Here is a 24825-nt window from a genome sequence, read left to right on the forward strand (position 1 = left end):
ATGCAATTTAACACCTCTCGAATTTTACTAAGAACACTACTTTTTGTTCTACTTAATTTTTATTCTGCTGTAGCTTTTAACAAAACAGTTGTAAATAATCCAACAAAAATTGAGTTAGCTTCTCTATTTCAAAACCATATGGTTTTACAAAGAGATGCAAAAATTCCTGTTTGGGGAAAAGGAGAACCTGGTACAAAAATTACAGTACAGTTTGCAAATACTACAAAAAAAACAACCGTTGATAAAAATGGAAAATGGCAAGTAAAGCTACCTTCTTTAAAAGCTAGTTTTGAGTCTAGAACGATGACAATATCATCGGCTAAGGAAACCATAGAAATTACAGATGTTGTTGTTGGAGAAGTTTGGATTTGCTCTGGGCAATCTAACATGCAGTTTCATGTAAATTCTGTTCCCGAATTAAAAAAACTAATTCCATCAGCAAAGAATATTAGAAGCTTTCAGGTAAAAAACACCGTTGCTTTTACACCTCAAGACACTTGTGAAGGAACTTGGAAAACAGAAAACCCAAGCAGCGCTGTAGCTTTTTCTTTTGCTTATTTTTTAGAAGATGCGATTGATACTCCTATAGGAATTATTCAAACTTCTTGGGGAAGTTCTTCTTTAGAAGCTTGGATGCCTAGAGAATTAACAGCTAAAGTTCCTCATTTTAAAACAATGATGGAAGAGTTTGATGCTGATACTACAACCCAAAATAAAATTAAAACCATTTTAGAAGGACCAAAACCTTGGACTAGAAATGATGATGTTTTTTTACGCAGACAATCTAACATTCTTTACAATGCTATGATGCACCCACTAATTCCTTACGCTTGTAGAGGTTTGGTGTGGTATCAAGGAGAACGTAACACACAGTCTATGCAGGGTATGGTAGAAAAACCTTGGTTTTCTAGAAATTCTGGAATGTTAAAATACAGTAGTTCACTACAACAATGGATTCACAATTATAGAGATTCTTGGAATCAAAAAGACATGGATTTTTTAATTGTCATGCTTCCTGGTTACGGACAAATTTTAAAAGATAGTCCCGTAAAAGAAATGAATCATCCCAATGCTCATTCTTGGGCTTGGATGCGTGAGTCTCAGTTAAAAGCACTAGAAATTCCTCATACATCTGTAGCCAATACGATTGATTTAGGAGATGTTAAGAACATTCATCCTAAAGACAAATTACCTGTAGGACAAAGATTGGCTTTACTTGCACAACGTGATGCTTTAGATTTAAAAGTAAAAGCATCGGGTCCTGTATTTAAAAAAGCTAAAATAAAAAACAACACAATTACTATTTGTTTTGATGAAGCCAAAACATTAAAAACAACAGACGGAAAAGCTCCTAGAGAATTTTGGCTGGCAGATGATTCTAAAAAATGGGTACAAGCCAATGCTGAAATAAAAGGAGAAACTATTGTGTTGTCGTCTTCTAAACTAAAAAACCCAAAATACGTTAGATATGCGTTTACAGGAAAACCTAACGTAAACTTGGTCAACGAAATTGACTTACCTGCTTATCCGTTTAGAACAGATAACTTTAAACCTTAAAACTAAACCCTTATAAATGAAAGCTCTTATAAAAAACATTCTTAAAATTACTGGCTATGCTTTTACGGTAGCTATCTATCTTTCTTTTAATACGCTTTTGGCTAGTTCTAAAAAACCAAAGCCAAATGTTATTTTTGTGTTTTCTGATGATCAAAGATTTAATTCTTTAAGTATGACTGGAGATGCAGTTACTAAAACTCCAAATATTGATCAACTAGCTAAAGAAGGAGTGTTTTTTAACAATGCCTATATCACTAGTCCTATTTGTGGACCTAGTAGAGCTAATATATTTTCAGGGCAATGGGAAAGAAAAAACAAAATTGGTTTTAACTATGTTTCTAAAAACTTAATATCTGAAGAAACTTATCAAAATAGTTGGTTGGCACAGTTAAAAAAAGCAGGATATTCTACAGCATTTATTGGAAAAAGTCACACCAAAATTGCCGACAGAAAAAACACTCCTTTAAATAAAAATACGGATTTTGCTTATTACGGAGAAGGCCACTTAGGATTTTATCCTGCAAGAAAACACAAACAGTTTTCTAACCTAAAAAACAAAACTCAAATAGAAGGATTGTTAGAGGCTACAAAAGCTTATTTAACACAAGATGATAGCTACGATTATTTTTACAAAAATGCGTTGCCTTCTATTCAAAATCAATTACAAAAAAGGGATCCTAAAAAGCCTTTTTCTGCTTGGATTAACTTAAACCTTCCACACGCATCTAGTATTGGAGGAATGGGATCACAAGCCACAGATCCGGAATACTACAAAACACTTTATAACGATGTAAAACATCAAATTGAACTTCCGGAAGGATATCCGCAAGACATTAGTTTACCAGACAATGTATATGCTACCAAAGATTTAATGAAGTATTATGTAACATCTAACAAAAACAGATTGTTAAACGAGAAACTTAAGATGGATAGAGCAGTATACGCTATTGATCTAATGATGGGAAATTTACGTGCCTTTTTAAAAGAAATTGGAGAAGATAAAAACACCATTATAGTGTTTTGTTCAGACAACGGTTTGTTTTTAGGAGAACACGGTTTAGGTGGTAAAACTATTTTGTACGATGAATCAGTACACGTTCCCCTAGTTGTATATTCTCCATTATTCGATAAAAAAACAAAAGGTAAAGTAATTGATGAATTGGTAGTTGGACAAGATATTCCTGCCACTATTTTAGATATGTGTGGTATAGCTGTTCCTAAATCGTACCAAGGAAAAAGCATGCTTCCTTTAATTGAGAAAAATAAAACTCCTTGGAGAGAAGAAATCTTTTTGGAAAACTTATTTACAGATCAAGGTTATCCTCGTCAGGAAGGAATAAGAACAAAACAATACAAATACATTCGCTCTTTTAGTAAAGAAAATGACAGAAGTAAATATTTACCTGAACAGTCTATCAAAACAAAAGAAGCGCCTATTTACGAAGAATTGTTTGATATTTTAAAAGATCCTAAAGAGCAAAATAATTTAGCTTCCATTCCAAAATATAAAAGTGAACTGGATTATTTTAGGAAAAAATGTAGTGAAAAAGCAGAAGAATTATTAACCTCCTGTGACTAAGTTGTTTTTCATAATAGTAAGAAAAACAGGATCAATTAATGAGCTAATAACAGGTTTAGATAGTTTAGAGCAATTTTTTGATGAGATTGAGAAAACACAACTGTTCTTTTGAAGCTAACTTTGACCTAGTCAATCTACAGTCTTGGCGTAACAACAAGTCTGTTGATTTATAAGAATAGTTTTAAGGTAGCTAGACTTAAATAGTTTTCAGAAAAACAATTTATAGAAACTGCCAAAGGTGAAATTCAATTAAATTAGCAAGTATGAATAAATCGAATGTTTTTAATGCAAAATTAATTTTGGCAATGTTGTTAACTGTTGTTTTGGACGTGAATGCTCAAAAAAAATCAGAACAACCCAATATTGTTTTTATCATTTGTGACGATTTAGGTTATGGAGATGTACAGAGTTTGGCTCCAGAAACAAGTAAAATTAAAACACCACATATTGATAGGTTAACACGAGAAGGAATGGTGTTTACAGATGCACATTCTGGCTCATCGGTTTGTACTCCAACACGTTATGGTATCATGACAGGGAGGTATAGTTGGCGAACAAAACTTCAAAGCGGTGTTGTTCAAGGCTTTGCTCCAAATTTAGTTGCAGAGGATCGACCAACAATTGGTAATTTTCTTAAAAGTCAAGGCTATCATACTGCAATCATAGGAAAATGGCACTTGAATTTTCAATATCTAGATGCTGTTTCAAAAGAACCTATTTCAAAAATTGGAAAAAAACAGTTGCCACCAGTAGGTGCCATTATTCCTGATGGACCTATACATCGTGGGTTCGATTATTACCACGGTTTTCATCATGCCAGAGATATGAAAGCTGTGATTGAAAATGACAAAGTAATTCTTTATGATGATGAAATTAATATGTTACCTCGTTTGACTAGTAAATCGGTCAATTATATTCATCAACAGGCAAAAAATAAAGATGGAAAACCATTTTTTTTATATGTTCCTTTAGGCTCTCCACATACACCAATATTGCCTTCAAAAGAATGGCAGGGTAAAAGCGGAATGGGGGCATATGCCGATTTTGTGATGCAAACAGATGCAACGGTAGGATCGATTACAAAAGCACTAGATGAATCGGGCTTGTCGAAAAATACCTTGCTTATATTTACAAGTGATAATGGTACGTCTAAAGCGGCAGATATTCCAAATTTAGAGAAATATGGACATATTGTAAGTGCTGGATACCGTGGTTCAAAATCAGATTTATGGGATGGTGGTCATCGAGTGCCTTTTATTGTAAAATGGCCAAATAAAGTAAAAGCCCACTCAACCAATAGTTCGTTAATTTGTTTAACGGATGTTTTGGCTACGTTTTCTGAAATAACGCATGTTGCTGTACCAAGTAAAAGTGGTGAGGATAGCGTAAGTTTTTTAGCTGCATTAAAAGGAGAAAAAATAAAGAGTACCAGAGCGGGAGTAATTCATCACTCAATTAGTGGGCATTTTGCCTATCGATTAGGGAAATGGAAATTACTATTAGCCAAAGGATCTGGCGGTTGGTCGTCACCAAGAGAAAACGAGTCTTCTAAAATGCCAATTGCGCAATTATATGATATAGAAAAAGATCCGGCAGAAACTCAAAATTTGTACGAAACCCGTCCTGAAATTGCAAAAAAACTTTTAAAGCAATTGGAATTAGATATCAAAACAGGGCGAAGTACAAAAGGAGAATTCTCAAAAAATGATGTAGATAAAATCATTTTATGGAAAAGCGAAAACAGTAATAAGGCTAAAAATAAGTCCAAAAAAAATAAGAAGGCAAAAAAGAAAAGGTCTAAAAAGAAGAAGTCTAGAGAGGAGGTTTAAGATTTACTGTCTGAAAATAAATTCACCTCTAGTTGCTGTCAAAGGCTTCTAGAGGTGAATTGCTTTACAACAATAGGGTTCATGCCTGTTTACAGCAATGGTTTGATGAAAAAGAGAAAGTCGTTTTTTTATAGATAGACGTACTTTGTTTTCAAGTAAGCAAAACCAAACTATGTTCAAAAAAAATACAATTTTAATGCTGTTAATGCTGGCATTTGTAAGTAGTACACAGGCTCAATTTTTATGGTATGAAAATGAAACGAATACAAATCATTTAGAGTATTCCAAGACTTCCTCAGGAACTTTTTTTACGAATGTGGAAAATCCAGATACTTCTGGAATTAATGCTAATGCAAGCGTAGCTAAATTTAATAGAAATGAAGGTGTAAAGGCTTTTTTAGATTTTAACTTGTACAAGCCCATCACCAATTTAACGGGGTTTTCAATTACTATAAAAGCGTATTTGGACATACCTACGGAAGAGCTAACAACTGTTAATAAAAGGTTTAGAATGTATGTGTCAAGTTCTTCTGTAAATGGAGCAATTTATAAGCAACTTAATTTTACAGCAGGCCAAAAATGGGAATCTTTTACATTTGAATTTGATGGTGAAGCAATTTCTGAAGCGTTGAGTAACTCAGGTGGTTTTGATCAAATAAAAATAGGTTTTGCCAATAGCAATACTTCGCTTCCTGCGGCAAGTTATTATTTAGATAGTATTTCAGGAACTACAGAGCAAACAAGACCTGCGGCTAGTTGGATGGCTGGTTCATGGGGAGTTACTTTTCCAGTATTTGGAGGGGAACGACTGGATGCTGAAGTTGCAGGTGGTTATGATTTACTTGGTGGCGCTCAAGAAATTGTAGCAGAACTCCCAGCAGTTGGTCATGTAATTACAAACCTTTCTTATTTTGCACATTCGTATTATTTCCCTTTAAGAGAAAATAGGTATGTAGATGTTGCCAATGAAATTCATTCCAGTATTGTTCCGAGTGTTGAAAATGGAGAAATTATATATGAGGTTTTGCAAACTTTTAAAGACGCAAATAAAAAAGTCATATTGTATATTTCTACCAATTATTTTGAAAGAGCAAGTAATGAGGTGAAAAATGCATGGCTTGACTATTACACGGCTAAATTTGCTGGGGATGAATATGCGGCTTATGAAAATTTGATCAAAGGTTTTGTTGAGCAAGTAAAAAACTATGCTGATGGTTATTGGTTAGATACTACATCGTCATTAGCCAATGATGGAAAACTAGATGATTTTATTCTAATGCTAAAAGAAACGGATCCAGGAGCAGCGGTTAGTGCCAATTATCAAAAAAACTATTTTGTCGATGAAAATGAGGCATTTATTTATGTTGATTCAGACGGTATTGATGATGAAGATCCTACGGATTATAAAATTGTATTGCATGAGCCTTTAAATGCTTTTCAAGACTTTACCAACGGACATGTAACTCCGCTTGGACAAGGAGCTCCTCCTAATTCTTTTGGATACGAAGAGTATACCTTACCTAATATGGCAGCTGAACCTTGGTTTAATTTTGAAGGGAAAGATGTTTTAAAACATGCTTGGTTTCCTATTAGAGAAAGATGGCATGTACCAACGCAAGATTTGGTTTTTGAGACAGAGCAAGCCTATCGCTATGTAAGAACTGTGGTTGATGGGAATGCTTCGATTACTTTTGCGAATACAACCGATGATGGTCTTGTAAAAGCTGGGTATATGATGGCTGATGAAATGGCTATAATGAAAGAAATTAATACGAGATTACTTAGCAATCCAATTCCAAATTACGAGCCTTATGTCAGGCCAGAAGGTGCCTACCTTTTAGGAGAAGAAAATTTAGAAGTTCAGAGTTTTCCTACCAAAAAAGTTCATATTTATCCAAATCCGGTAGTTCATGAAGTAAGTTTGACCAAAAGTATTGCAGCGGCGTATACAGTTCACTTAATTTCTGTAACGGGTGTTTCTGTTTTGAAAACTACATGGTCGGGAGCGGAATTAACAAAAAAACTAGATGTTTCTCATCTTACTTCAGGTATCTACTTTTTAAAATTATCTGATGAAAAAAATCTGGATAGCATTCGGAAAATAATTATAACTCAATAAAAATAGTTAATATATAGCCTATGAAAAATTTATTATTGTCCTTGCCAATCGGAATCGGAATGTTGTTTTTAAGCGGCTTCATTTCTGTAAATAATGAACGAACTACGAGTCAAAGTTTTTGTAGTAAAAAAGTGATTCAAAATAAAGAAACCGCTAACTCACGACTTAAAATTTATTATATAAGGCATGCTGAAGGTGGACACAATGTAAAAAAGGAATGGGGAATATTTCCAGAGAGTACATGGCCTTCTTATGTAGGAAATCCGAATATGTTTACCCCTAAGGGAATTATGCAGCAATCTAGAGTTGCCAATAAGTTAAAACGATTTCATTTTGATTATGTAGCCGTAAGTCCCGCGTGGCGTTGTAAAAACACCATATTACCTTATTTAAAGGCTTCAAAAAAGAAAGCAGAAATTTGGCCTGAATTGGCTGAGATATATGCAACAAATTTGATGATTTCACCAGATTTACCCAAACATGAATCAAAAGAAAAAATTCTTGGAGCAGGTACATTAATAAAATTACTTCCTGAAGAAGAACCTTATTTTACCCTACGTAAAAATGGCTTGTATGAATTTAAGAAAGCTCGTTTTCCTAGAGATCATTCGGAAACTGCGAAAGAGAATGCCGCAAATAAAATTGTTATTGATAAGGTATTGGAGTTAATAGCTGATCAAAGCAAGTCTTCTAATACAATACTCTTATCAGGGCATGGAAGTAGTGGTGCCGCTATTTTAAGAATGCTAACTAAGAATCCATTGTATCATTTTCCACAAATTTCGAATACAGGCATTTGGATGGTGGAACAACAAGAAGATGGAGCTTTTCAATTAAAAATGTTCAACGATGTTCCTTTTCCAGGTTAACAAAATTATTTTCCGGCTTGTTTTTATAGAGTGCTCTGTAAAGTAATGACCATGAATTATTGAATCATAGCTCTTTGTTACTAAGAATTTTCTAGCTAAAGCAGAACCTTGTTGAAGTGATCTGTTTGTAGGTAAAATTCATTGCGTCAATATTTTAGGTGTGGGTTATGATAGTTTACAGCAATTTTTTGATGAGTTAGAGAAAAGGATATGGCTTTATAGAAGCTATTTTTACAAGGGCTTAAATCTTGGAAATAACCTTTGTGTTTAGGCTGATGAACGAATCAACCCAATAAAAGAATAATTTTAATTTGATTATCTTTTAGGAACATGAATACAATTATGAAAAGATTATATACCACAGTATTTTGCATTTTATTTCTTTTTGCTTGTTCTAAAGCCAAAGAAGGAGTTAAGATAGAAGAGGAAGTGCCCGAAGAAATAATTACGGAACCAACAACGACAGTAGATTGGTTGGCGGGTTCTTGGGGAGTTACATTTCCTATTTATGGAGGAGAAAGGTTAGATTCTGAAGTTTCAGGAGGCTATGCTTACTTAAATGGTGCCCAGCAAATTGTAGATGAACTTCCGGCTGTTGGGCATGTGATCACAAATCTTACCAATTTCGCAAAATCTTATTATTTCACTTTAAGAGGAAATGACAATGTGGATATTGCGACCGAAATTGACGAAAGTATGGTACCTAGTCTTCAAAATGAAAGCATCATTTTTGAGGTGCTTCAAAAGTTCAGAAAGGCAGGAAAGAAAAATATTTTGTACATCTCTACCAATTATTTTGATCGATTGGATGAGGCAACACATCAAAAATGGGTGAATTATTACACAAACAATTTTGCCGGTGATGAGTACTTAGCGTATAGAGATTTAATTCAAGGATATATTTATCGAGTAAAAGATTACGCCGATGGTTATTGGTTGGATACTACGGCTGAGCTAGACGATGATGGGCATATAGAAGATTTTGTTCAAATGATTAGAGATGCGCATCCAGGATGTGCTATTTCAGCTTCGCCAAACGGTGCTTATTTTCAAGAAAATGGTGAAAATATTTTAGTAGATTCTGATGGTCTTGATGATGAAGATGACAGAGATTATAAAATTGTAAGTTTTGAAGGAGTGAATAAGTACCAAGACTTTACAAGTGGTCATGTAACACCCTTGGGGCAAGGAGCTCCTCCTAATTCTTGGGCTTATGAAGAATTTACCATGCCTGCTATGGTGGCAAATCCATGGGATGACTATGAAGGAAAAACAATACTAAAACATGCTTGGTTTCCAATGAGAGATAAATGGCATGTTGCTTCAGCAAACCTAATATTTGGAACAGAAGATGCTTACAGGTTTACTAGAACTTTAGTAGATGCCAAAGCGGGAATTACTTTTGCAACTACGGTTTCTGATAAAGGGAGTAATAAAGGTTCTTTAATGACTGAAGAAATGACCATTATGAAAGAAATTAATACTAGATTATTAGCCAACCCTATGCCAAATTATGTGCCTTATGTTAGGCCAGAAGGGGCTTTTCTTGTGGGTGAATAAAACTTATTCACTAATTGTTTTGATAGATTATTTTTTTTAATAACTCTAAGCCTACTGCCTACAAGAAAAAAGCAATAAAAAGACTGAAATGAGTACAGTGAATAAAGCTATATATGAATTTATTTGCAAATAAATTCATATATAGCTTTTGTGTTGAGAAAAAAACAAAAAAACTTTAAAGTAATAACAGTTTTATATGCCATCTTTCTTTTATCTATATCATGTGGAGCTGTAAATACAGATTCTGATGTTGTAACTATTAGAAAGAGTCCTTCAGAAGTAATACTTGAAAATATACAGATGTGAATAATAAACTCTTGAAATTATGGCTAAGAAAAGTATTATAACAACAGTTGTTACCGTCATTTTGTTTTTGAGTCAAAACTTATTAGCTCAAAAAAAGACAGGTCAAAGGCAACCAAATATAATTTTAATTATGGCTGATGATGTTAGCTGGAATTGCTTTGGAACTTACGGTGCTGAAGATTATAATACACCTAATATTGATGCCTTAGCTTCTAAAGGAATAAAATTCAATCATTGTTATTCTACACCAATTTGTACGCCTTCTAGAGTGAAAATTATGACGGGGCAATATAATTTTAGAAATTACACCCATTTCGGATACCTAAATCCTAAAGACAAAACTTTTGGACACTTACTGAAAGATGCCGGCTATAAAACGGCTATTGCAGGTAAATGGCAATTAAATGGCTTATACCATAACGCGGAAGGAAATTTAGATGGGAAAAGGCCACAAAAAGCTGGTTTTGACGAATCTTATTTGTGGCAAGTTACAATACAAAAAAAAGGAATCAATGGAGGAGAACGTTTCTGGAGTCCACCTTTAGAACATAATGGGAAAATGATTAGTGTAGAAGATAATAATGGGAAATATGGACCTGATCTTATGTCTGACTTTGTTTGTGATTTTATTGAAGAAAATAAAGACGAACCTTTTTTTGTGTATTATCCTACTGTTTTAGTTCATAGTCCTTTTGTTCCTACACCAGAAACTATTGGAAACCAACCAAGAGATCAAAAAGCAAATAAAGTTCCTAAAGACGGAAAATTGAGAAAGGAAAATTATGTGGCAATGGTAAATTATTTAGATAAAATTGTTGGAAAAATTGTAAAAAAAATAGAAACAGTTGGACAACTAGAAAATACCATTATTTTATTTACCTCCGACAATGGAACACAATCTATCCTTTCTAAATGGAAAGGAGAGAATATTAAAGGGGCTAAAGGAAAAACAGTAGATATGGGTACACATGTGCCCCTGGTAGCCTATTGGAAAGGACATACCCCTGTAGGTGTAGAAAGTAATGATTTAATTGATTTTACAGATTTCTATACAACCTTTGCTGAGGCAGCTTCATTAAAAACGACCGAGAATGACCCTATAGATGGCCGTAGTTTTTTTCCTCAACTACAAGGGAAATCGGGAAATCCAAGAGATTGGGTCTTTTGGCATTATCAACCTTATTGGGGAAAAATCGGTAAATATAAAGGTGCTCAATTCGTCAGAAACCAAGAGTATAAACTGTATCGTAATGGAGGTATGTATCACATACCTAGTGATATTCATGAGAAGAAAAATCTGCTGTTAGAAGAACATAGTACTTTGGTTAAAAACACAAAAGAAAATCTTCAAAAGGTTTTTAATCAAGCTCCACCTGCTCCTTCTGTTGATGAAAGTAGAGAATCAAAAGAAAGACCTGTATATCCTACTTGGAAGAATATGGTGAACCCAAATGATTAAAGGAAGTATAATCATTTATTGTAGTTTCATTCAAAATTAACCCTAGACAAGGCAATAAACAATGGCCTATTTATAAACGACTTATAAATGAAAACAGAAAGATTAATATTTAAATTAAGAATTTTAATAATGAGAAAGCACACCTTTTTATTACTTGTTACTACATTGCTGTTTTTTAACAGCTTTAGTCAAACTAAACAAAAGCAAAATAGTCAAAAGCCAAATGTAGTCATCATTTTTATAGACGATGAAGGTTATGGTGATGTAGGAAGTTATGGAGCTACTGGCTTCCAAACACCTAATTTAGATCATATGGCAAGTCAAGGAATGAGATTTACAAATTATTATGCGGCTCAACCTGTATGCAGTGCTTCTCGTGCTGGAATTTTAACAGGGTGTTATCCCAATAGAATAGGTATTTCAGCGGCTTTAACGCCACTCCATAATAAAGGAATCAATTCCAAAGAATTAACAATTGCCGAAATGTTTAAAGAACAAGGATATAAAACGGCTTGTTTTGGAAAATGGCATTTAGGATGGCAAAAAGAATTTTTACCATTACAACATGGTTTTGATGAGTATGTAGGTTTACCATATTCAAATGATATGTGGCCACGTAACAACATAACTGGAGAAAAAGTACCCACAACACATAAACGTTCAAGATATCCAGAACTTCCATTGATGGAAGGGAACGAAATTAAAAAATATATAACATCGCTAAAAGATCAAGATGAGTTAACAACGCTTTACACAGAAAAGGCTGTTGATTTTATCAATAAAAACGCAAACGATCCTTTTTTTTTATATGTTCCACATGCTATGGGACATGTTCCTCTGGGAGTTTCTGATAAGTTTAGAGGTAAGAGTGAGCAAGGATTGTACGGAGATGTGATGATGGAAATTGATTGGTCTGTAGGAGAGATAAGTAAAGCATTAGAAAAGAATAAAATAGCAGACAATACCATAGTTATTTTTACCACAGACAATGGACCTTGGTTAAATTATGGGAATCATGCTGGATCAGCTGGAGGATTGAGAGAAGGTAAATTATCTAGTTGGGAAGGTGGTCAACGTGTTCCGTTTATTATTCGTTGGCCTGGAAATGTACCTGAAGGAACGGTTTGTAATAAATTAGCCTGTGCTATAGATTTACTACCTACCCTTGCGACTATTACAGATGGAAAACTATCTGAAAATAAAATTGATGGTGTAGACATTTCATCACTTTGGAAAGGGAATTTTGAAGCAACACCTCGTGAAACGATTCTTTATTACTATAGAAAAAACAATTTAAATGCTGTTAGAAAAGGAAACTGGAAGTTGGTTTTACCACATAAATATAATTCATACAATACCAAACCAGGAAATGATGGTGTTCATGGTGGAAAGTTAAAAATGGCTGTTGAGCAACCAGAGCTTTATAATATGTCAAGAGATCCTGGAGAGCAATACAATGTAATCACTTCTTATCCCGAAAAAGTAAAAGAACTAATGGTTGTTGTAGAAAAGTACCGAAAAGAACTAGGAGATTTAAATGTGGGAATCGCAATAGGAAGTGAAAATAGAAAAGTAGGTGAAATAGGAAAATAAATTAACAATCAGATTATTAGAATATCAAAGAAATCTAATAATTAAGTATTTTCCTTAATTAGCTTAAACAAAAGAAATCTAAAAAAAATAAAACACTATTCATGAAAAAATACGTCTCCTACTTTTTAATTTTAATGCTTATTAGTTCTTGTGGAAAGAAAAAAGAAAGCACAAATCAGTCCACTCAATATGTTAAAGAATTACCATTTACACGTATTGAATTAAAAGATCTTTCCAGTTTTCAGCCAACATCAAAAAATTGGCAAATTGTTGGTGATGTGATTGTAGACAGAACCCAAAGAAGAAAAATTTCTACAGCAGAAGGAATGGGGGTATTGGTAAACAATTCTAATAGAACTTTTAAAAAACACATTTTTTCAAGTTTTGATCATGGAGATATCGAATTGGAGCTAGATGTAATGATGCCTGTTGGGTCAAATTCGGGAATTTACCTACAAGGAAGATATGAGGTGCAACTTTTTGATAGTTGGCATAAAAATAAAGTTAAATTTTCTGATATAGGAGGTATTTATCAGCGTTGGGATAAAAGTGCAGCAAAAGGAAAAGAAGGGTATCAAGGTCATACTCCTGTTGTTAATGCAGCAAAGGCTCCTGGTTTATGGCAACATCTAAAAATTAAGTTTACAGCACCAACTTTTAATGAGTTTGGACATAAGACAAAAAATGCAAAATTTGACGAGGTTTGGTTAAACGGTGTATTACTACATGAAAACGTAGAGCTTACAGGACCAACGAGAGCCTCTCCTTTTATTTCCGAAACTCCTTTAGATCCATTTATGATTCAGGGAGATCATGGACCTGTTGCCTTTAAAAATATTAAATACAAATTATATAAAAAGCAGAATATTTCTTTTTCAGATTTTAAATTTAAAGAATATAATACTGCCTACGAAGAAAATATTCCTAACCTAAACATAGAAAAGGAAATTAAAAATAAAAAGGTAGAAGCTATTACTTTAGGAATGTTGAAAAGCAGAAGTTATAAAAAAACGTTTTCGTATTCAGGAAAATTAAATGTTCCTGAAACGGGCAAGTATTTATTTAACTTTAAAGTAGGTGAAGGTGCAACGGGTGTGCTTATTGTTAATAATGATACTATAAGCTCTAATATTATGCTATTAAAAAAAGGAGAACCGGTTCCTTTTTCTTTAATTATGAGCAAAACAAAACCTTTTATAGATGATTTTGAATTGTCTTTTGAAGGTCCTCATATTAAAAAACAATCTTTAGACTCTAAATTATCCCTATTAAAAAAAGAAAAAAAAGCAAACAAAAACATGAAGGTTAACGCTAAAGACGGAACCATTGTTCAGCGTAGTTTTTTAAGACATCAAGGAGAAATAAGAACACATTGTATTTCTGTTGGAACACCCGAAGGAATACACTATGCATATGATATGAACTTAGGGACTTTACTATCAGTTTGGAGTGGTGACGATTTTTTTGATGCTACTTTAATGTGGACAGCAAGAGGAGGAGAGCAATTTGGAAGAACAGGTTTGTTTACGATGTCTATGTTTGGATATTCTGAATTTTCTTTATTAAAAGATATGGAAAGTTCGTGGGTTTCTAATAATCAGAATACCCAATTTATGAATTACAAATTAGACAATAATGATCGTCCAATTTTTACCAATATTATAGAAGGAACAACTATTACTAACGAATTTTATCCTGCTGTAAAATATAGAGGAATCAATCGTAAGATAACAACAAACGGAACAAAAGAAATCTACCATAAAATAAACGAAGGGGAATCTATTAAGTTGTTAAAAGATGGAACTTATATGATTAATGATGATAGTTATTTTGTTAAGTTCTCTAATAAAAATTCACTAAAACCATTTATTCGTAAATCAAACGGAAAGGATGAATTACTTGTAAAAGTGCCTAGCGGAAAACAGAATATTAATTATACTATTATTTGGTAAATACAGCATTATGAAAGTAATTATAAAAATCACTAATTTCTTTATTATACTAATAAGTATAACAGCAATAGCACAAAAAAAAACAACTATAGATCTTGAGGAATCTGCATATTATAAAATAGTAGATGTTCCAATTCCTAAGAATATTCAATTAGAAGTAGGAGGATTAGCTATAACAGATGATAATAAACTTGGAGTCTCTACAAGAAGAGGAGAGGTTTGGTTAATAGATAAGCCGTATAGTAAAAAACCAATTTATACTAAGTTTGCTACAGGTTTACATGAAGCGTTAGGATTAGGTTTTAGAGATCATAGTTTTTATTTATCACAAAGAGGCGAGTTAACACGTTTACAAGACACAAATAATGATGGAAAAGCAGATTTGTTTAACACCATTTATTCATGGCCATTATCAGGAAACTATCATGAGTATTCATACGGACCAAAATTCAAGAAAAACGGGGATATGATTGTAACTTTAAACCTTGGTTGGTCTGGAGGTGGTGTAAGTTTAACCAAGTGGAGAGGTTGGATGTTACAAATTACTCCAGAAGGTAAAATGACACCTATAGCAACAGGTTTAAGATCTCCTGCGGGTTTTGCAATTAATGAAAATGACGATTTGTTTTATGCAGAAAACCAAGGAGATTGGGTAGGTTCTGGTAGATTAACTCATTTAGAGTTAGGAGATTTTGCAGGACATGTTGAGGGATTGAAATGGACAGATGATCCACAATCTCCGTTAAAATTAAAAGTTAAAGATATTGAAGAGTTTTCAGGAATGACCCTTTATGAATATGCTAAAAAAGTTCCTGAACTAAAAGCTCCTGCTATATGGTTTCCACATACGGTATTAGGAATTTCTACATCAGATATTTTATATCATAAAAAAGGGATTGGCTTTGGCCCTTTTGAAAATCAAATTTTTGTAGGAGATCAAGGACATAGTAAGATTATGCGGGTGTATATGGAAAAAATAAATGGAGTATATCAAGGAGCCACTTTCCCTTTTAAAGAAGGCTTTTCTTCTGGAATACTAAGGATGGTTTGGGGGAATGATTCTAGTATGTTTGTAGGAATGACAAGTAGAGGTTGGGCTTCTAAAGGAAGAAAACAATTTGGTTTACAAAGATTAACATGGACGGGAAAAATTCCATTTGAAATTAAAACCATGAAAGCACAAGCTGATGGTTTTTTACTGGAATTTACCAAGCCTGTTGATAAAAAAACAGCCAGTGATGTTGCTAGTTATAAAATGGTAAGTTTTACTTATAAATACCATAAAACTTATGGAAGTCCTATTGAGCAAAAAGAAAATGCAATGATACATGAGGCCAAGGTTTCCGAAGATGGAAAAAGTGTAAAATTATTGGTACATGGGATGCGTTTAGGATTTATTCATCAGTTAAGAGCTGATGGGGTTAAAAATAGTAATGGAGATTTTTTGCAACATAATTCTGCTTATTATACATTGAATGAAGTTCCGGGAGGAGTTTTAAAATCTCCACAAATGCCTAAGATGGTTAATATGGATGAAAGTGTACATCAACCAAAGCATACTTCAAACATGCCATTTACCTGGGACAATGGACCTGATAAAAAGATAACCATCAGTACAAAGCCAGGGATGAAATTTGATGTTAAAGAACTGTCTATTAAACGAGATACAAAATTAGAGTTGACTTTTCAAAATGATGATGATATGTTACATAATCTTGTGTTTGCAATGCCAGGTCGAGAGGTTCCAAATACTTTGGGTATAAAAGCACTAGAACTTGGTTTGGATGCACCTAAGTATAATTACGTACCCAATTCTTCATTAATTTTATATCATACGGCTACCGTAGGACCAGAATCTTCTGAAACAATATATTTTGAAGTTCCTCATAAAAAAGGACAATATTGGATTGTATGTACGTTTCCTGGCCATTCTAATACTATGAAAATAAAAGTAAATGTAATTTAAGAAATCAATTAATTACTAAAAAAAGCGATACAGGTGTATCGCTTTTTTTAGTAACATATATTTTATTGTTATATGTTGGTCTGCTTAATTCAAATGCTTTTTTCTTCTAAATATCACTGTCTACAAGAAAAAAGCAATAAAAAGACTGAAATGAGCATAGGGTATACAGGTACTAATTGATTAATTTGTAGAGAAGATTACCAACTCAATATTTACACAATGTTGAGTTTAAAAAATAAAATAAATCAAGTAAATTCATGAAAAAAGTAATTCTATCATTCGTTGTCTGTATGCTTACAGCAAGTAGTTTTGCACAAGAAAGACCTAATATTATCTTTCTTTTATCAGACGATCAAACAAGTATTGCTACGGGTTGTTATGGGAACGACCAAGTAATAACACCCAATATGGATAACTTAGCTGAAGAAGGGGTTTTATTCGAAAATCACTACAATACAACTGCTGTTTGTATGGCAAGTAGAGCCATTATTTTAACAGGTATGTACGAATACAAAGCAGGTTGTAATTTTGAACACGGTCCTTTAAGAAAAGAAAAGTTTGCAAAGTCATATCCTGTTCTTTTAAGAGAACAAGGATATTACACTGGTTTTGCAGGTAAATTTGGAATGCCTGTTTCTGATGGGAATAGTACAAGACATAATAGTTGGGATACACTTCCAATTGATGCATTTGACAATTGGGCTGGAGGTCTAGGTCAAACAAGTTACCAAACAGCAAAAAATAAATACATAGCAAAGTACGCAAAAGAATATCCTCATAGTACAAGAGCTTATGCTGCTTGGGCAAAAGATTTTATTGCAGAAGCTAAGCAAACAAACAAGCCTTTTTGTATGTCTATTAGTTTTAAGGCACCACATATGCCGTTTACTCCAGATCAATATTTTGATTATGTTTATAAAGGAAAAACCTATAAAAAACCAGAGAACTATGGGGCAGAAAATGCAACTCATTTAGCACCTCAGGCAAAAACGGGTAGACAATATAAAGAATATGGTTTTTGGAGAGATAGTGAAGAAAGCTATCAGAAAACCATAAAAAACTACAATCAGTTAATTCACGGAGTAGATTATGCTTTGGGAATGATTAGAAAGACCCTAGAAGAGCAAGGGGTTGCAGACAATACGATTATTATTTTTACAAGTGATAATGGCTATAGTTGTGGAGCTCATAATTTTGGAGGAAAAATATTGGCTTACGAAGAAGCTTCAAAATCTCCATTAATTATTTACGATCCAAGAACTCCTGAAAAAGAAAGAGGGGTGAGACGTGCAGAGGTTACTGCCAACATTGATATGGCTCCAACTATTTTAAATTATGCAGGAATCAAAGCTCCTTCCAATATGGATGGTGAAAATTTAAGCTTGTTAATAGAAAAGCCAAAGAAATTTAAAAGAGAAACCGTAGCCTTAACCAATATGTGGGGGAATGATGAAATACAAGCTATGGGAGTTGTTTCTAAAGAATGGAAATATATTTACTGGCAATACGAAGACAATCGTATGAAACCCACAGAAGAACTTTATCATATAGAAAAAGATCGTTTGGAAATGACAAATAAAGTTAACGATCCTTCTGCTGCAAAACAGTTAAAAGTAATGCGTTCCCTGTACGATGAGCAATTAGATAAACTTAAAAAAGAAGCTACGACAGATAATTTATATCAAAAATATGCTGTTTTATTTGATAGAGATGCGACCGCAGAAGATAAGAAACCTTATTTAATAGGAACTTATAAGGCTTCTGAAAAGAAAGCAAAAACAAGTAAGCCATCGACTAAAAAAAATAAGAAAAACAAAAATAGAAATAAAAAGAAGAATAAGAAGAAAAGAGACTAATGTGCTTTGCACAAAATACTTTCAGCTTATTTAGATGTACTATTTTAATAAATATATAATGACAATGTATAAAATATTCCTTTTTTCACTCCTTTGTGCTATAAATACATCGCATGTATTTGCTATAGAAACTCCTTCTGACGACAGTAAGGAAAGACCAGAAAAACCAAATGTGTTGGTCATTTTAACAGATGATTTAGGTTGGCAAGATGTAAAATGTTACGATATTGACCAGCCTTCTCCTTACGAAACACCAAATATTGATAAATTGGCTACGGAAGGCGTACTTTTTTGGCAAGGTTATTCTCCGGCAACAGTGTGTTCTCCTTCTAGAGGATCTATTTTATCTGGAAAACACCCTGTGCGTTTGGAAAGAACTAGTGTAAGAGGTGGGCACCCTCCGTTACCTTTTACTCATGGGTCTTCTTTAATAAGCCCTTGGATGAGAGGTGCTTTAGATACTTCTGAAGTTACCATTGCTGAATCTCTTAAAACTAATGGGTACAAAACAGGACATTCTGGTAAATGGCATGTTGGTATTGCTGTTACCGATTATCCAGAGCCTAAAGATCAAGGATTCGATTTTTCAAAACACGGTTTTGGTTCTCATAAAAAAATGAAGGATCGTACCAAAGGATTTGCGACAACAAAACGTTCTGATCCTTTTTATTTAGACGAAGAGGGTTTTCCTTTTGATGATATTACTCAAGATGGTCTAGACTTTATGGATGAAAGCAAAAACGATCCATTTTTTCTTTTCTATTGTTCTCGTTTGGTGCATACGCCAATACATACAAGAAGTGAAGCTTTATTGAAAAAATACTATCAGAAATTAGGAATTGACTACCCTAGAGAAAGTGATGTATGGGATGAAGAAGGTCAAAGAAATGCTTATTATGCAGCAATGATTGAAACCATTGATCATTATACTGGTTTGTTGATTCAGTACCTTAAAGAAACAGAAGACCCTAGATGGCCAGGGCATATGTTGATTGAAAATACCTATGTCGTTTTTACGTCTGATAATGGAGGTATGGAAAGACATACAAAAGAAATTATTACAGACAATTATCCTTTAGATAAAGGAAAGATAAACGCTAAAGAAGGGGGTACTAGAGTTCCTTTTATTGTTACAGGTCCTACCATTTCTTCAAACATACAATCAAATGTGATGATAAATGGTCTAGACCTTTATCCTACGATATTGAGTTGGACAGGTACAAAAAAAGAAAAAAATCAAATTTTAGATGGGGCTGATTTATCAACATTATTAGCCAAAGATCCAACAGACGCAAAATTAGTTTTAGATCCGGAAACAGGAGCGCCAAGAAATTCGATGATGTGGCATTTCCCAAACAGTTCTATGCAATCTACGTTGCGTATTGATGGCTACAAATTGGTACGTGAATATATTGCTACAGAGCAAAAAACGCGTTTAGCTTTGTATCAATTGTACGAAAACGGTTCAAAACGTGTAGATATAGAAGAGTCTAAAAATTTAGCGGCTAAAATGCCGGAAAAAACAAAAGAAATGAATCGTCTTTTGGAAGAAAGGTTAGAAAATTTAAACGCTAGATATCCTTATTTAAATCCTACTAGCAAAGCAGATTTACCAAATAAAGCAGAAGTCCCTACGGTTGTTACACATGGTGTAGATGGTGATAAAGTTTGGTTGGAATACAAAAATAATGGAGCTAAGCTTGTGAAAGCAGAGTTGATGTATACTAAAAATGGAGGTATTGCTGGTGAAATTTGGTTTCCTGTACCAATGAAACTAACCAACAATAAAGTTTGTGTAACATTGCCAAAAGGAACCACTCATTATGTGTTTAACTTAGTAGATGAAAATAATTATTTAGTCAGTTATCCTGATGCAGGCTACCAAAAAACCACAAAAATATTTGCAACAAAAGCAATTGCAGTAAAGTAAAAAATAGTTTTTTTAATAGATGAGGAAGCTCTATAGAATCGTGTTCTATAGGGCTTTTTTGTTTTTGAAATTTTATAAAAGCAGCAAAACAGGTAATGCAAACTATTTTTTTTTTGAAAAGGCTTCATATTTTAGAAGGGAAGCCTTTTTCTTGTTTAGGATTGTGTATTTTTGCAGCCTAAATATTTTATTGATGAGAACGAAATCTACCAAGCAAAATAAAATCAACGTAGTAACCTTAGGATGTTCAAAGAATGTGTACGATTCTGAAGTACTAATGGGGCAATTAAAAGCGAATGATAAAGAGGTGGTTCATGAAGATGAAAATGATGATGGGAATATTGTTGTTATAAATACTTGTGGTTTTATTGGAAAAGCAAAGGAAGAATCAATCAATACGATTTTGCATTATGCGGAAAAGAAAAACGCAGGAGAAGTTGATAAAGTTTTTGTAACCGGATGCTTGAGTGAACGTTACAAACCCGATTTAGAGAAAGAAATTCCAGATGTTGATGAATATTTTGGTACACACGATTTGCCAAATTTATTAAAAGTATTAGAAGCAGATTATAAGCACGAGTTGATTGGTGAGCGTTTGACAACGACTCCGAAGCATTATGCTTATTTAAAAATTGCAGAGGGTTGTGACCGTCCGTGTTCCTTTTGTGCCATTCCACTAATGCGTGGAAAACACAAATCGACACCTATTGAAGATTTGGTGATTGAAGCAACAAAATTAGCAGAAAAAGGAATTAAGGAATTAATTTTAATCGCGCAAGATTTGACCTACTACGGGTTGGATATTTATAAGAAAAGAGAATTAGCCAAATTACTAAAAGCTTTGGCTGAGGTAGATGGAATTGAATGGATTCGTTTGCACTATGCATTTCCAGCAGGATTCCCGTTAGATGTTTTGGAAGTAATGCGTAACGAGCCTAAAATTTGTTTTTATTTAGACATTCCTTTGCAACATATCAATACAGAAATATTGCAATCGATGCGTCGTGGTACAACGCATGAAAAAACGGTTTCTTTAATTGAAAAATTCCGATCAGAAGTTCCACAAATGGCTATTCGTACCACATTAATTGTTGGGTATCCTGGTGAAACGGAAGAAATATTCGAAGAATTGAAACAATGGGTTATCGATTCTCGTTTTGATAGATTGGGGGCTTTTGCTTATTCTCATGAAGAAAACACACATGCTGGTACTTTGAATGATGATGTTCCTGAAGATGTAAAAGAAGCGCGTGTCGCTGAAATCATGGAAATTCAAGCACAAATTTCTTTTGAGTTGAATCAAGAAAAAGTTGGAAAAACCATCAAATGTTTGTTCGATAGAAAAGATGGAAATTATTTTATCGGTAGAACGGAATTTGATTCGCCAGACGTAGATAACGAAGTTATGGTTGATGCGACCAAACATTATATACAAGTAGGACAGTTTGTCAATATAAAAGTTACGGAAGCAGGTGATTTCGATTTATACGGTGAACCAGTCTAGCTTTTGGTTATTAGCCTTTTGCTATTAGAAAAAAACAAATAAGCTAAAAGCCAATGGCAAAAAACTAAATGCAAGATAAAAATGAAGATTGCTATAAGGATAAAGACCAACAGCAAAGTTGGGATACCGGTTTTTGGTATTGTGATTTGCTTCCCGTAAATCCGTAAAATATATTAAAATCCTAAATCTATTGAGTATCTTTGAAGTCCAATCTTGAACTTGAAATAATTTGTCTCTTTTTACTGCTAAAAATTTTATAAATGTAATTTTACCCTTGCCCTTGCAAAGGTTGTTTACCTATAGTATTACAGAAGCGGAAGTAGATTTTTTGCAAAAGGGAATGCGTGTTGCTGTACCTTTTGGTAAATCGAAAATTTATACGGCCTTAGTGCATGAAATTCACCAACAGGCACCACAAGAATATGAGGCAAAACCTATCCATCAAATACTAGATGACAAGCCTATTGTAAATGAAATACAATTGGAACATTGGACTTGGGTAGCCAATTATTATATGTGCTCTTTAGGCGATGTGTATAGAGCAGCTTTGCCTTCAGCATTTTTGCTAGAAAGCGAAACAATTGTTTTAAAAAATCCTTCTTTTACAGACGAATCTCTTCTAACAGATACTGAATTTTTGGTTTTTGAAGCTTTGCATCATCAATCTCAATTGTCGGTATTAGAAATAAGTGGGATTCTTTCAAAGAAAAACATATTGCCCTTGTTAAAATCTATGCTAGCGAAGGAAGCGGTGGTTTTAAAAGAAGAAATTTACGAGCAGTACAAACCGAAATTGGTGAAATATATTCGGTTGGCTGAACAGTATAAAGGTGGGGCGGCTTTAAACGAATTGCTGCAATCTGTAGCCAGAGCTAAAAAACAGCACCAAGCATTAATGACTTATTTTTCTTTGGAAGGTCAGACAAAAAAGCCAATCAAAGCGAAAGATTTAGAAGAAAAAGCAGCGGTTTCCAATGCAGTATTAAAAGGCTTGGTAGACAAAGAAATATTAGAGTTTTACCATATCCAAGTCGATAGAATTAGTTTTAAGCAAGCAGAAGGGAAATTGAAATCTTTGAATGAATTTCAAGAAAAAGCCTTTCAAGAAATAAAAACTTCATTTGAAACCAAGGCCGTCACTTTGTTACACGGTATAACCAGTAGTGGAAAAACAGAAGTATATTCAAAACTAATTCAAGTACAATTAGAATTAAAAAAGCAGGTTTTATTTTTAGTTCCAGAAATAGCCTTAACCACACAATTGATCCAAAGACTGCAAGAAGTATTTGGAGGGAAAATAGCCGTTTTTCATTCCAAATATTCCATGAATGAACGCGTAGAGGTTTGGAACAATGTTTTAAATAATAAAGAAAAAGCACAAATTGTATTGGGTGCTAGATCTTCGGTGTTTTTACCTTTTTCTAATTTAGGACTAGTTATTGTAGATGAGGAGCATGAAAGTTCTTACAAGCAATTTGACCCTTCGCCACGTTACCATGCTAGGGACGCTGCAATTTTATTGAGTCATCATCATAAGGCACGTACGCTGTTAGGTTCTGCTACACCAAGTTTAGAAACCTATTTTAATGCAACGAATAATAAATACGGTCATGTTTCATTAAACAAACGTTTTGGTGAAGTGCAGTTGCCAGAAATGGAATTGGTAGACGTCAAAGAAAAGCATCGAAAGAAAAGAATGACTGGTCATTTTTCAGATCGCTTGCTCAAAGAAATTACGACTGCTATAGAGCATAAAGAACAAGTGATTTTGTTTCAAAATAGAAGAGGGTTTTCTCCTGTTGTAGAATGTGAAACCTGTGCCGTAGCTCCGCAATGCCCAAATTGTGATGTCAGTTTAACCTATCATAAATACAGAAAAGAATTGCGTTGTCATTACTGCAACTACCGACAAGCAATGCCTTTAAAATGTGGAGCCTGTGGTTCGGAAAAATTAACCACTATTGGTTTTGGAACGGAGCAGATTGAATTAGAGCTAAAAGAATTATTCCCAGAAGTAAATGTGGGAAGAATGGATTTGGATACGACCCGAGGAAAATATGGCTATCAAAAAATAATAGGTGCTTTTCAAGCGCATGAAATTGATATTTTGGTAGGAACACAGATGCTTTCTAAAGGACTTGATTTTGGCAATGTAACCTTAGTAGGTGTTTTAAATGCCGATACCATGTTGAATTTCCCCGATTTTAGGGCGCATGAAAGAACCTATCAAATGTTAGTGCAAGTAGCGGGTAGGTCGGGTAGATCAAAAAAACGAGGGAAAGTAATTATTCAAACCTTCAATCCTTACCATCAAATATTGCAACAAGTATCTACCAATTCGTATTTGGAAATGTACAAGGAGCAATTGGCAGATCGTTGGCAATTTCATTATCCGCCTTATTATAGAGTATTAAAAATAACCTTAAAGCATAGAGATTTACTTCGTTTGGAAGAGGCTTCAGAATGGTTGGGTCAATCTTTAGGAAATGCTTTTACAGATAATGTTTTAGGTCCTACAGCTCCTTCTGTTTCTAGGGTTCGAAATTTATATATCAAACATATTATTGTTAAAATTCCGCCGAAACAAAATTTGGCAGCGACAAAAAAACATATTGAAAAAATAAAAAGCACCTTTGTTGCCATCGGTGCTTTTCGTTCTGTTCGTTTGGGAATTGATGTAGATTCTTATTAAGCTACGATCTAAAAAAATGTACTTTAAATGTTTTTTTGTTGACGTTTTTTGGAA

General features: G+C 33.7%; 14 protein-coding genes. All 14 read left to right on the top strand.

Features of this window, described 5'->3' with window-relative positions:
* The 14 genes from FGM02_RS15750 (at window position 1) to priA (ending at window position 24771) form a co-directional block, all read left to right on the top strand.
* The gene (locus tag FGM02_RS15750) at window positions 1-1557 is read left to right on the top strand and encodes a sialate O-acetylesterase (RefSeq protein ID WP_139959458.1); all 1557 of its coding nucleotides are present in this window, start codon (window positions 1-3) and stop codon (window positions 1555-1557) included.
* A 16-nt stretch (window positions 1558-1573) separates the two neighbouring features.
* Window positions 1574-3136, top strand: coding sequence for a sulfatase-like hydrolase/transferase (locus FGM02_RS15755; RefSeq protein WP_139959459.1), 1563 nt, complete (start codon window positions 1574-1576; stop codon window positions 3134-3136).
* A gap of 263 nt (window positions 3137-3399) precedes the next feature.
* Window positions 3400-4965 (top strand): sulfatase family protein, encoded by a 1566-nt coding sequence (locus FGM02_RS15760; RefSeq protein WP_208021535.1) that lies wholly within the window; start codon window positions 3400-3402, stop codon window positions 4963-4965.
* Between the two features lie 172 nt (window positions 4966-5137).
* Window positions 5138-7084 carry a T9SS type A sorting domain-containing protein gene (locus FGM02_RS15765; protein WP_139959460.1) on the top strand — a complete coding sequence of 649 codons (1947 nt, stop codon included), beginning with the start codon at window positions 5138-5140 and terminating at the stop codon, window positions 7082-7084.
* 20 nt (window positions 7085-7104) lie between these two features.
* On the top strand, window positions 7105-7953 hold the full coding sequence (locus FGM02_RS15770) for a histidine phosphatase family protein (protein WP_139959461.1): 849 nt from the start codon (window positions 7105-7107) through the stop codon (window positions 7951-7953).
* Between the two features lie 342 nt (window positions 7954-8295).
* Window positions 8296-9513, top strand: a complete 1218-nt coding sequence (locus FGM02_RS15775; RefSeq protein ID WP_139959462.1) for a hypothetical protein — start codon at window positions 8296-8298, stop codon at window positions 9511-9513.
* A gap of 325 nt (window positions 9514-9838) precedes the next feature.
* Complete coding sequence (locus FGM02_RS15780; protein WP_139959463.1) at window positions 9839-11278, top strand: sulfatase-like hydrolase/transferase; 1440 nt, start codon at window positions 9839-9841, stop codon at window positions 11276-11278.
* 87 nt (window positions 11279-11365) lie between these two features.
* Window positions 11366-12871 (top strand): sulfatase family protein, encoded by a 1506-nt coding sequence (locus FGM02_RS15785; protein WP_208021536.1) that lies wholly within the window; start codon window positions 11366-11368, stop codon window positions 12869-12871.
* A 101-nt stretch (window positions 12872-12972) separates the two neighbouring features.
* Entirely contained in the window at window positions 12973-14823 is a 1851-nt protein-coding gene (locus tag FGM02_RS15790; protein WP_139959464.1) for a 3-keto-disaccharide hydrolase, read from the top strand.
* Between the two features lie 10 nt (window positions 14824-14833).
* Window positions 14834-16789 carry a plastocyanin/azurin family copper-binding protein gene (locus tag FGM02_RS15795; protein ID WP_139959465.1) on the top strand — a complete coding sequence of 652 codons (1956 nt, stop codon included), beginning with the start codon at window positions 14834-14836 and terminating at the stop codon, window positions 16787-16789.
* Window positions 16790-17046: 257 nt separating this feature from the next.
* Window positions 17047-18645: a sulfatase family protein gene (locus tag FGM02_RS15800; protein WP_139959466.1), complete on the top strand. Its 1599-nt coding sequence runs from the start codon at window positions 17047-17049 to the stop codon at window positions 18643-18645.
* Window positions 18646-18709: 64 nt separating this feature from the next.
* Window positions 18710-20575, top strand: coding sequence for a sulfatase (locus FGM02_RS15805; protein ID WP_139959467.1), 1866 nt, complete (start codon window positions 18710-18712; stop codon window positions 20573-20575).
* Between the two features lie 193 nt (window positions 20576-20768).
* Window positions 20769-22079, top strand: coding sequence for a 30S ribosomal protein S12 methylthiotransferase RimO (gene rimO, locus FGM02_RS15810; protein ID WP_139959468.1), 1311 nt, complete (start codon window positions 20769-20771; stop codon window positions 22077-22079).
* A 229-nt stretch (window positions 22080-22308) separates the two neighbouring features.
* On the top strand, window positions 22309-24771 hold the full coding sequence (gene priA / locus FGM02_RS15815) for a replication restart helicase PriA (protein ID WP_166461205.1): 2463 nt from the start codon (window positions 22309-22311) through the stop codon (window positions 24769-24771).
* Window positions 24772-24825 lie beyond the last annotated feature (54 nt).

This window comes from Flavicella sediminum (assembly GCF_006381105.1).
GTDB classification, from domain to species: domain Bacteria; phylum Bacteroidota; class Bacteroidia; order Flavobacteriales; family Flavobacteriaceae; genus Flavicella; species Flavicella sediminum.

What these genes read in the sequence shown, in the direction of transcription:
- FGM02_RS15780 (WP_139959463.1), top strand. Translation starts at nt 9,839, where the DNA reads ATGGCTAAGAAAAGTATTATAACAACAGTTGTTACCGTCATTTTGTTT.
- FGM02_RS15775 (WP_139959462.1), top strand. Translation starts at nt 8,296, where the DNA reads ATGAAAAGATTATATACCACAGTATTTTGCATTTTATTTCTTTTTGCT.
- FGM02_RS15785 (WP_208021536.1), top strand. Translation starts at nt 11,366, where the DNA reads ATGAAAACAGAAAGATTAATATTTAAATTAAGAATTTTAATAATGAGA.
- rimO (WP_139959468.1), top strand. Translation starts at nt 20,769, where the DNA reads ATGAGAACGAAATCTACCAAGCAAAATAAAATCAACGTAGTAACCTTA.
- FGM02_RS15805 (WP_139959467.1), top strand. Translation starts at nt 18,710, where the DNA reads ATGTATAAAATATTCCTTTTTTCACTCCTTTGTGCTATAAATACATCG.
- FGM02_RS15770 (WP_139959461.1), top strand. Translation starts at nt 7,105, where the DNA reads ATGAAAAATTTATTATTGTCCTTGCCAATCGGAATCGGAATGTTGTTT.
- FGM02_RS15750 (WP_139959458.1), top strand. Translation starts at nt 1, where the DNA reads ATGCAATTTAACACCTCTCGAATTTTACTAAGAACACTACTTTTTGTT.
- FGM02_RS15790 (WP_139959464.1), top strand. Translation starts at nt 12,973, where the DNA reads ATGAAAAAATACGTCTCCTACTTTTTAATTTTAATGCTTATTAGTTCT.
- FGM02_RS15760 (WP_208021535.1), top strand. Translation starts at nt 3,400, where the DNA reads ATGAATAAATCGAATGTTTTTAATGCAAAATTAATTTTGGCAATGTTG.
- FGM02_RS15800 (WP_139959466.1), top strand. Translation starts at nt 17,047, where the DNA reads ATGAAAAAAGTAATTCTATCATTCGTTGTCTGTATGCTTACAGCAAGT.
- FGM02_RS15795 (WP_139959465.1), top strand. Translation starts at nt 14,834, where the DNA reads ATGAAAGTAATTATAAAAATCACTAATTTCTTTATTATACTAATAAGT.
- FGM02_RS15765 (WP_139959460.1), top strand. Translation starts at nt 5,138, where the DNA reads ATGTTCAAAAAAAATACAATTTTAATGCTGTTAATGCTGGCATTTGTA.
- FGM02_RS15755 (WP_139959459.1), top strand. Translation starts at nt 1,574, where the DNA reads ATGAAAGCTCTTATAAAAAACATTCTTAAAATTACTGGCTATGCTTTT.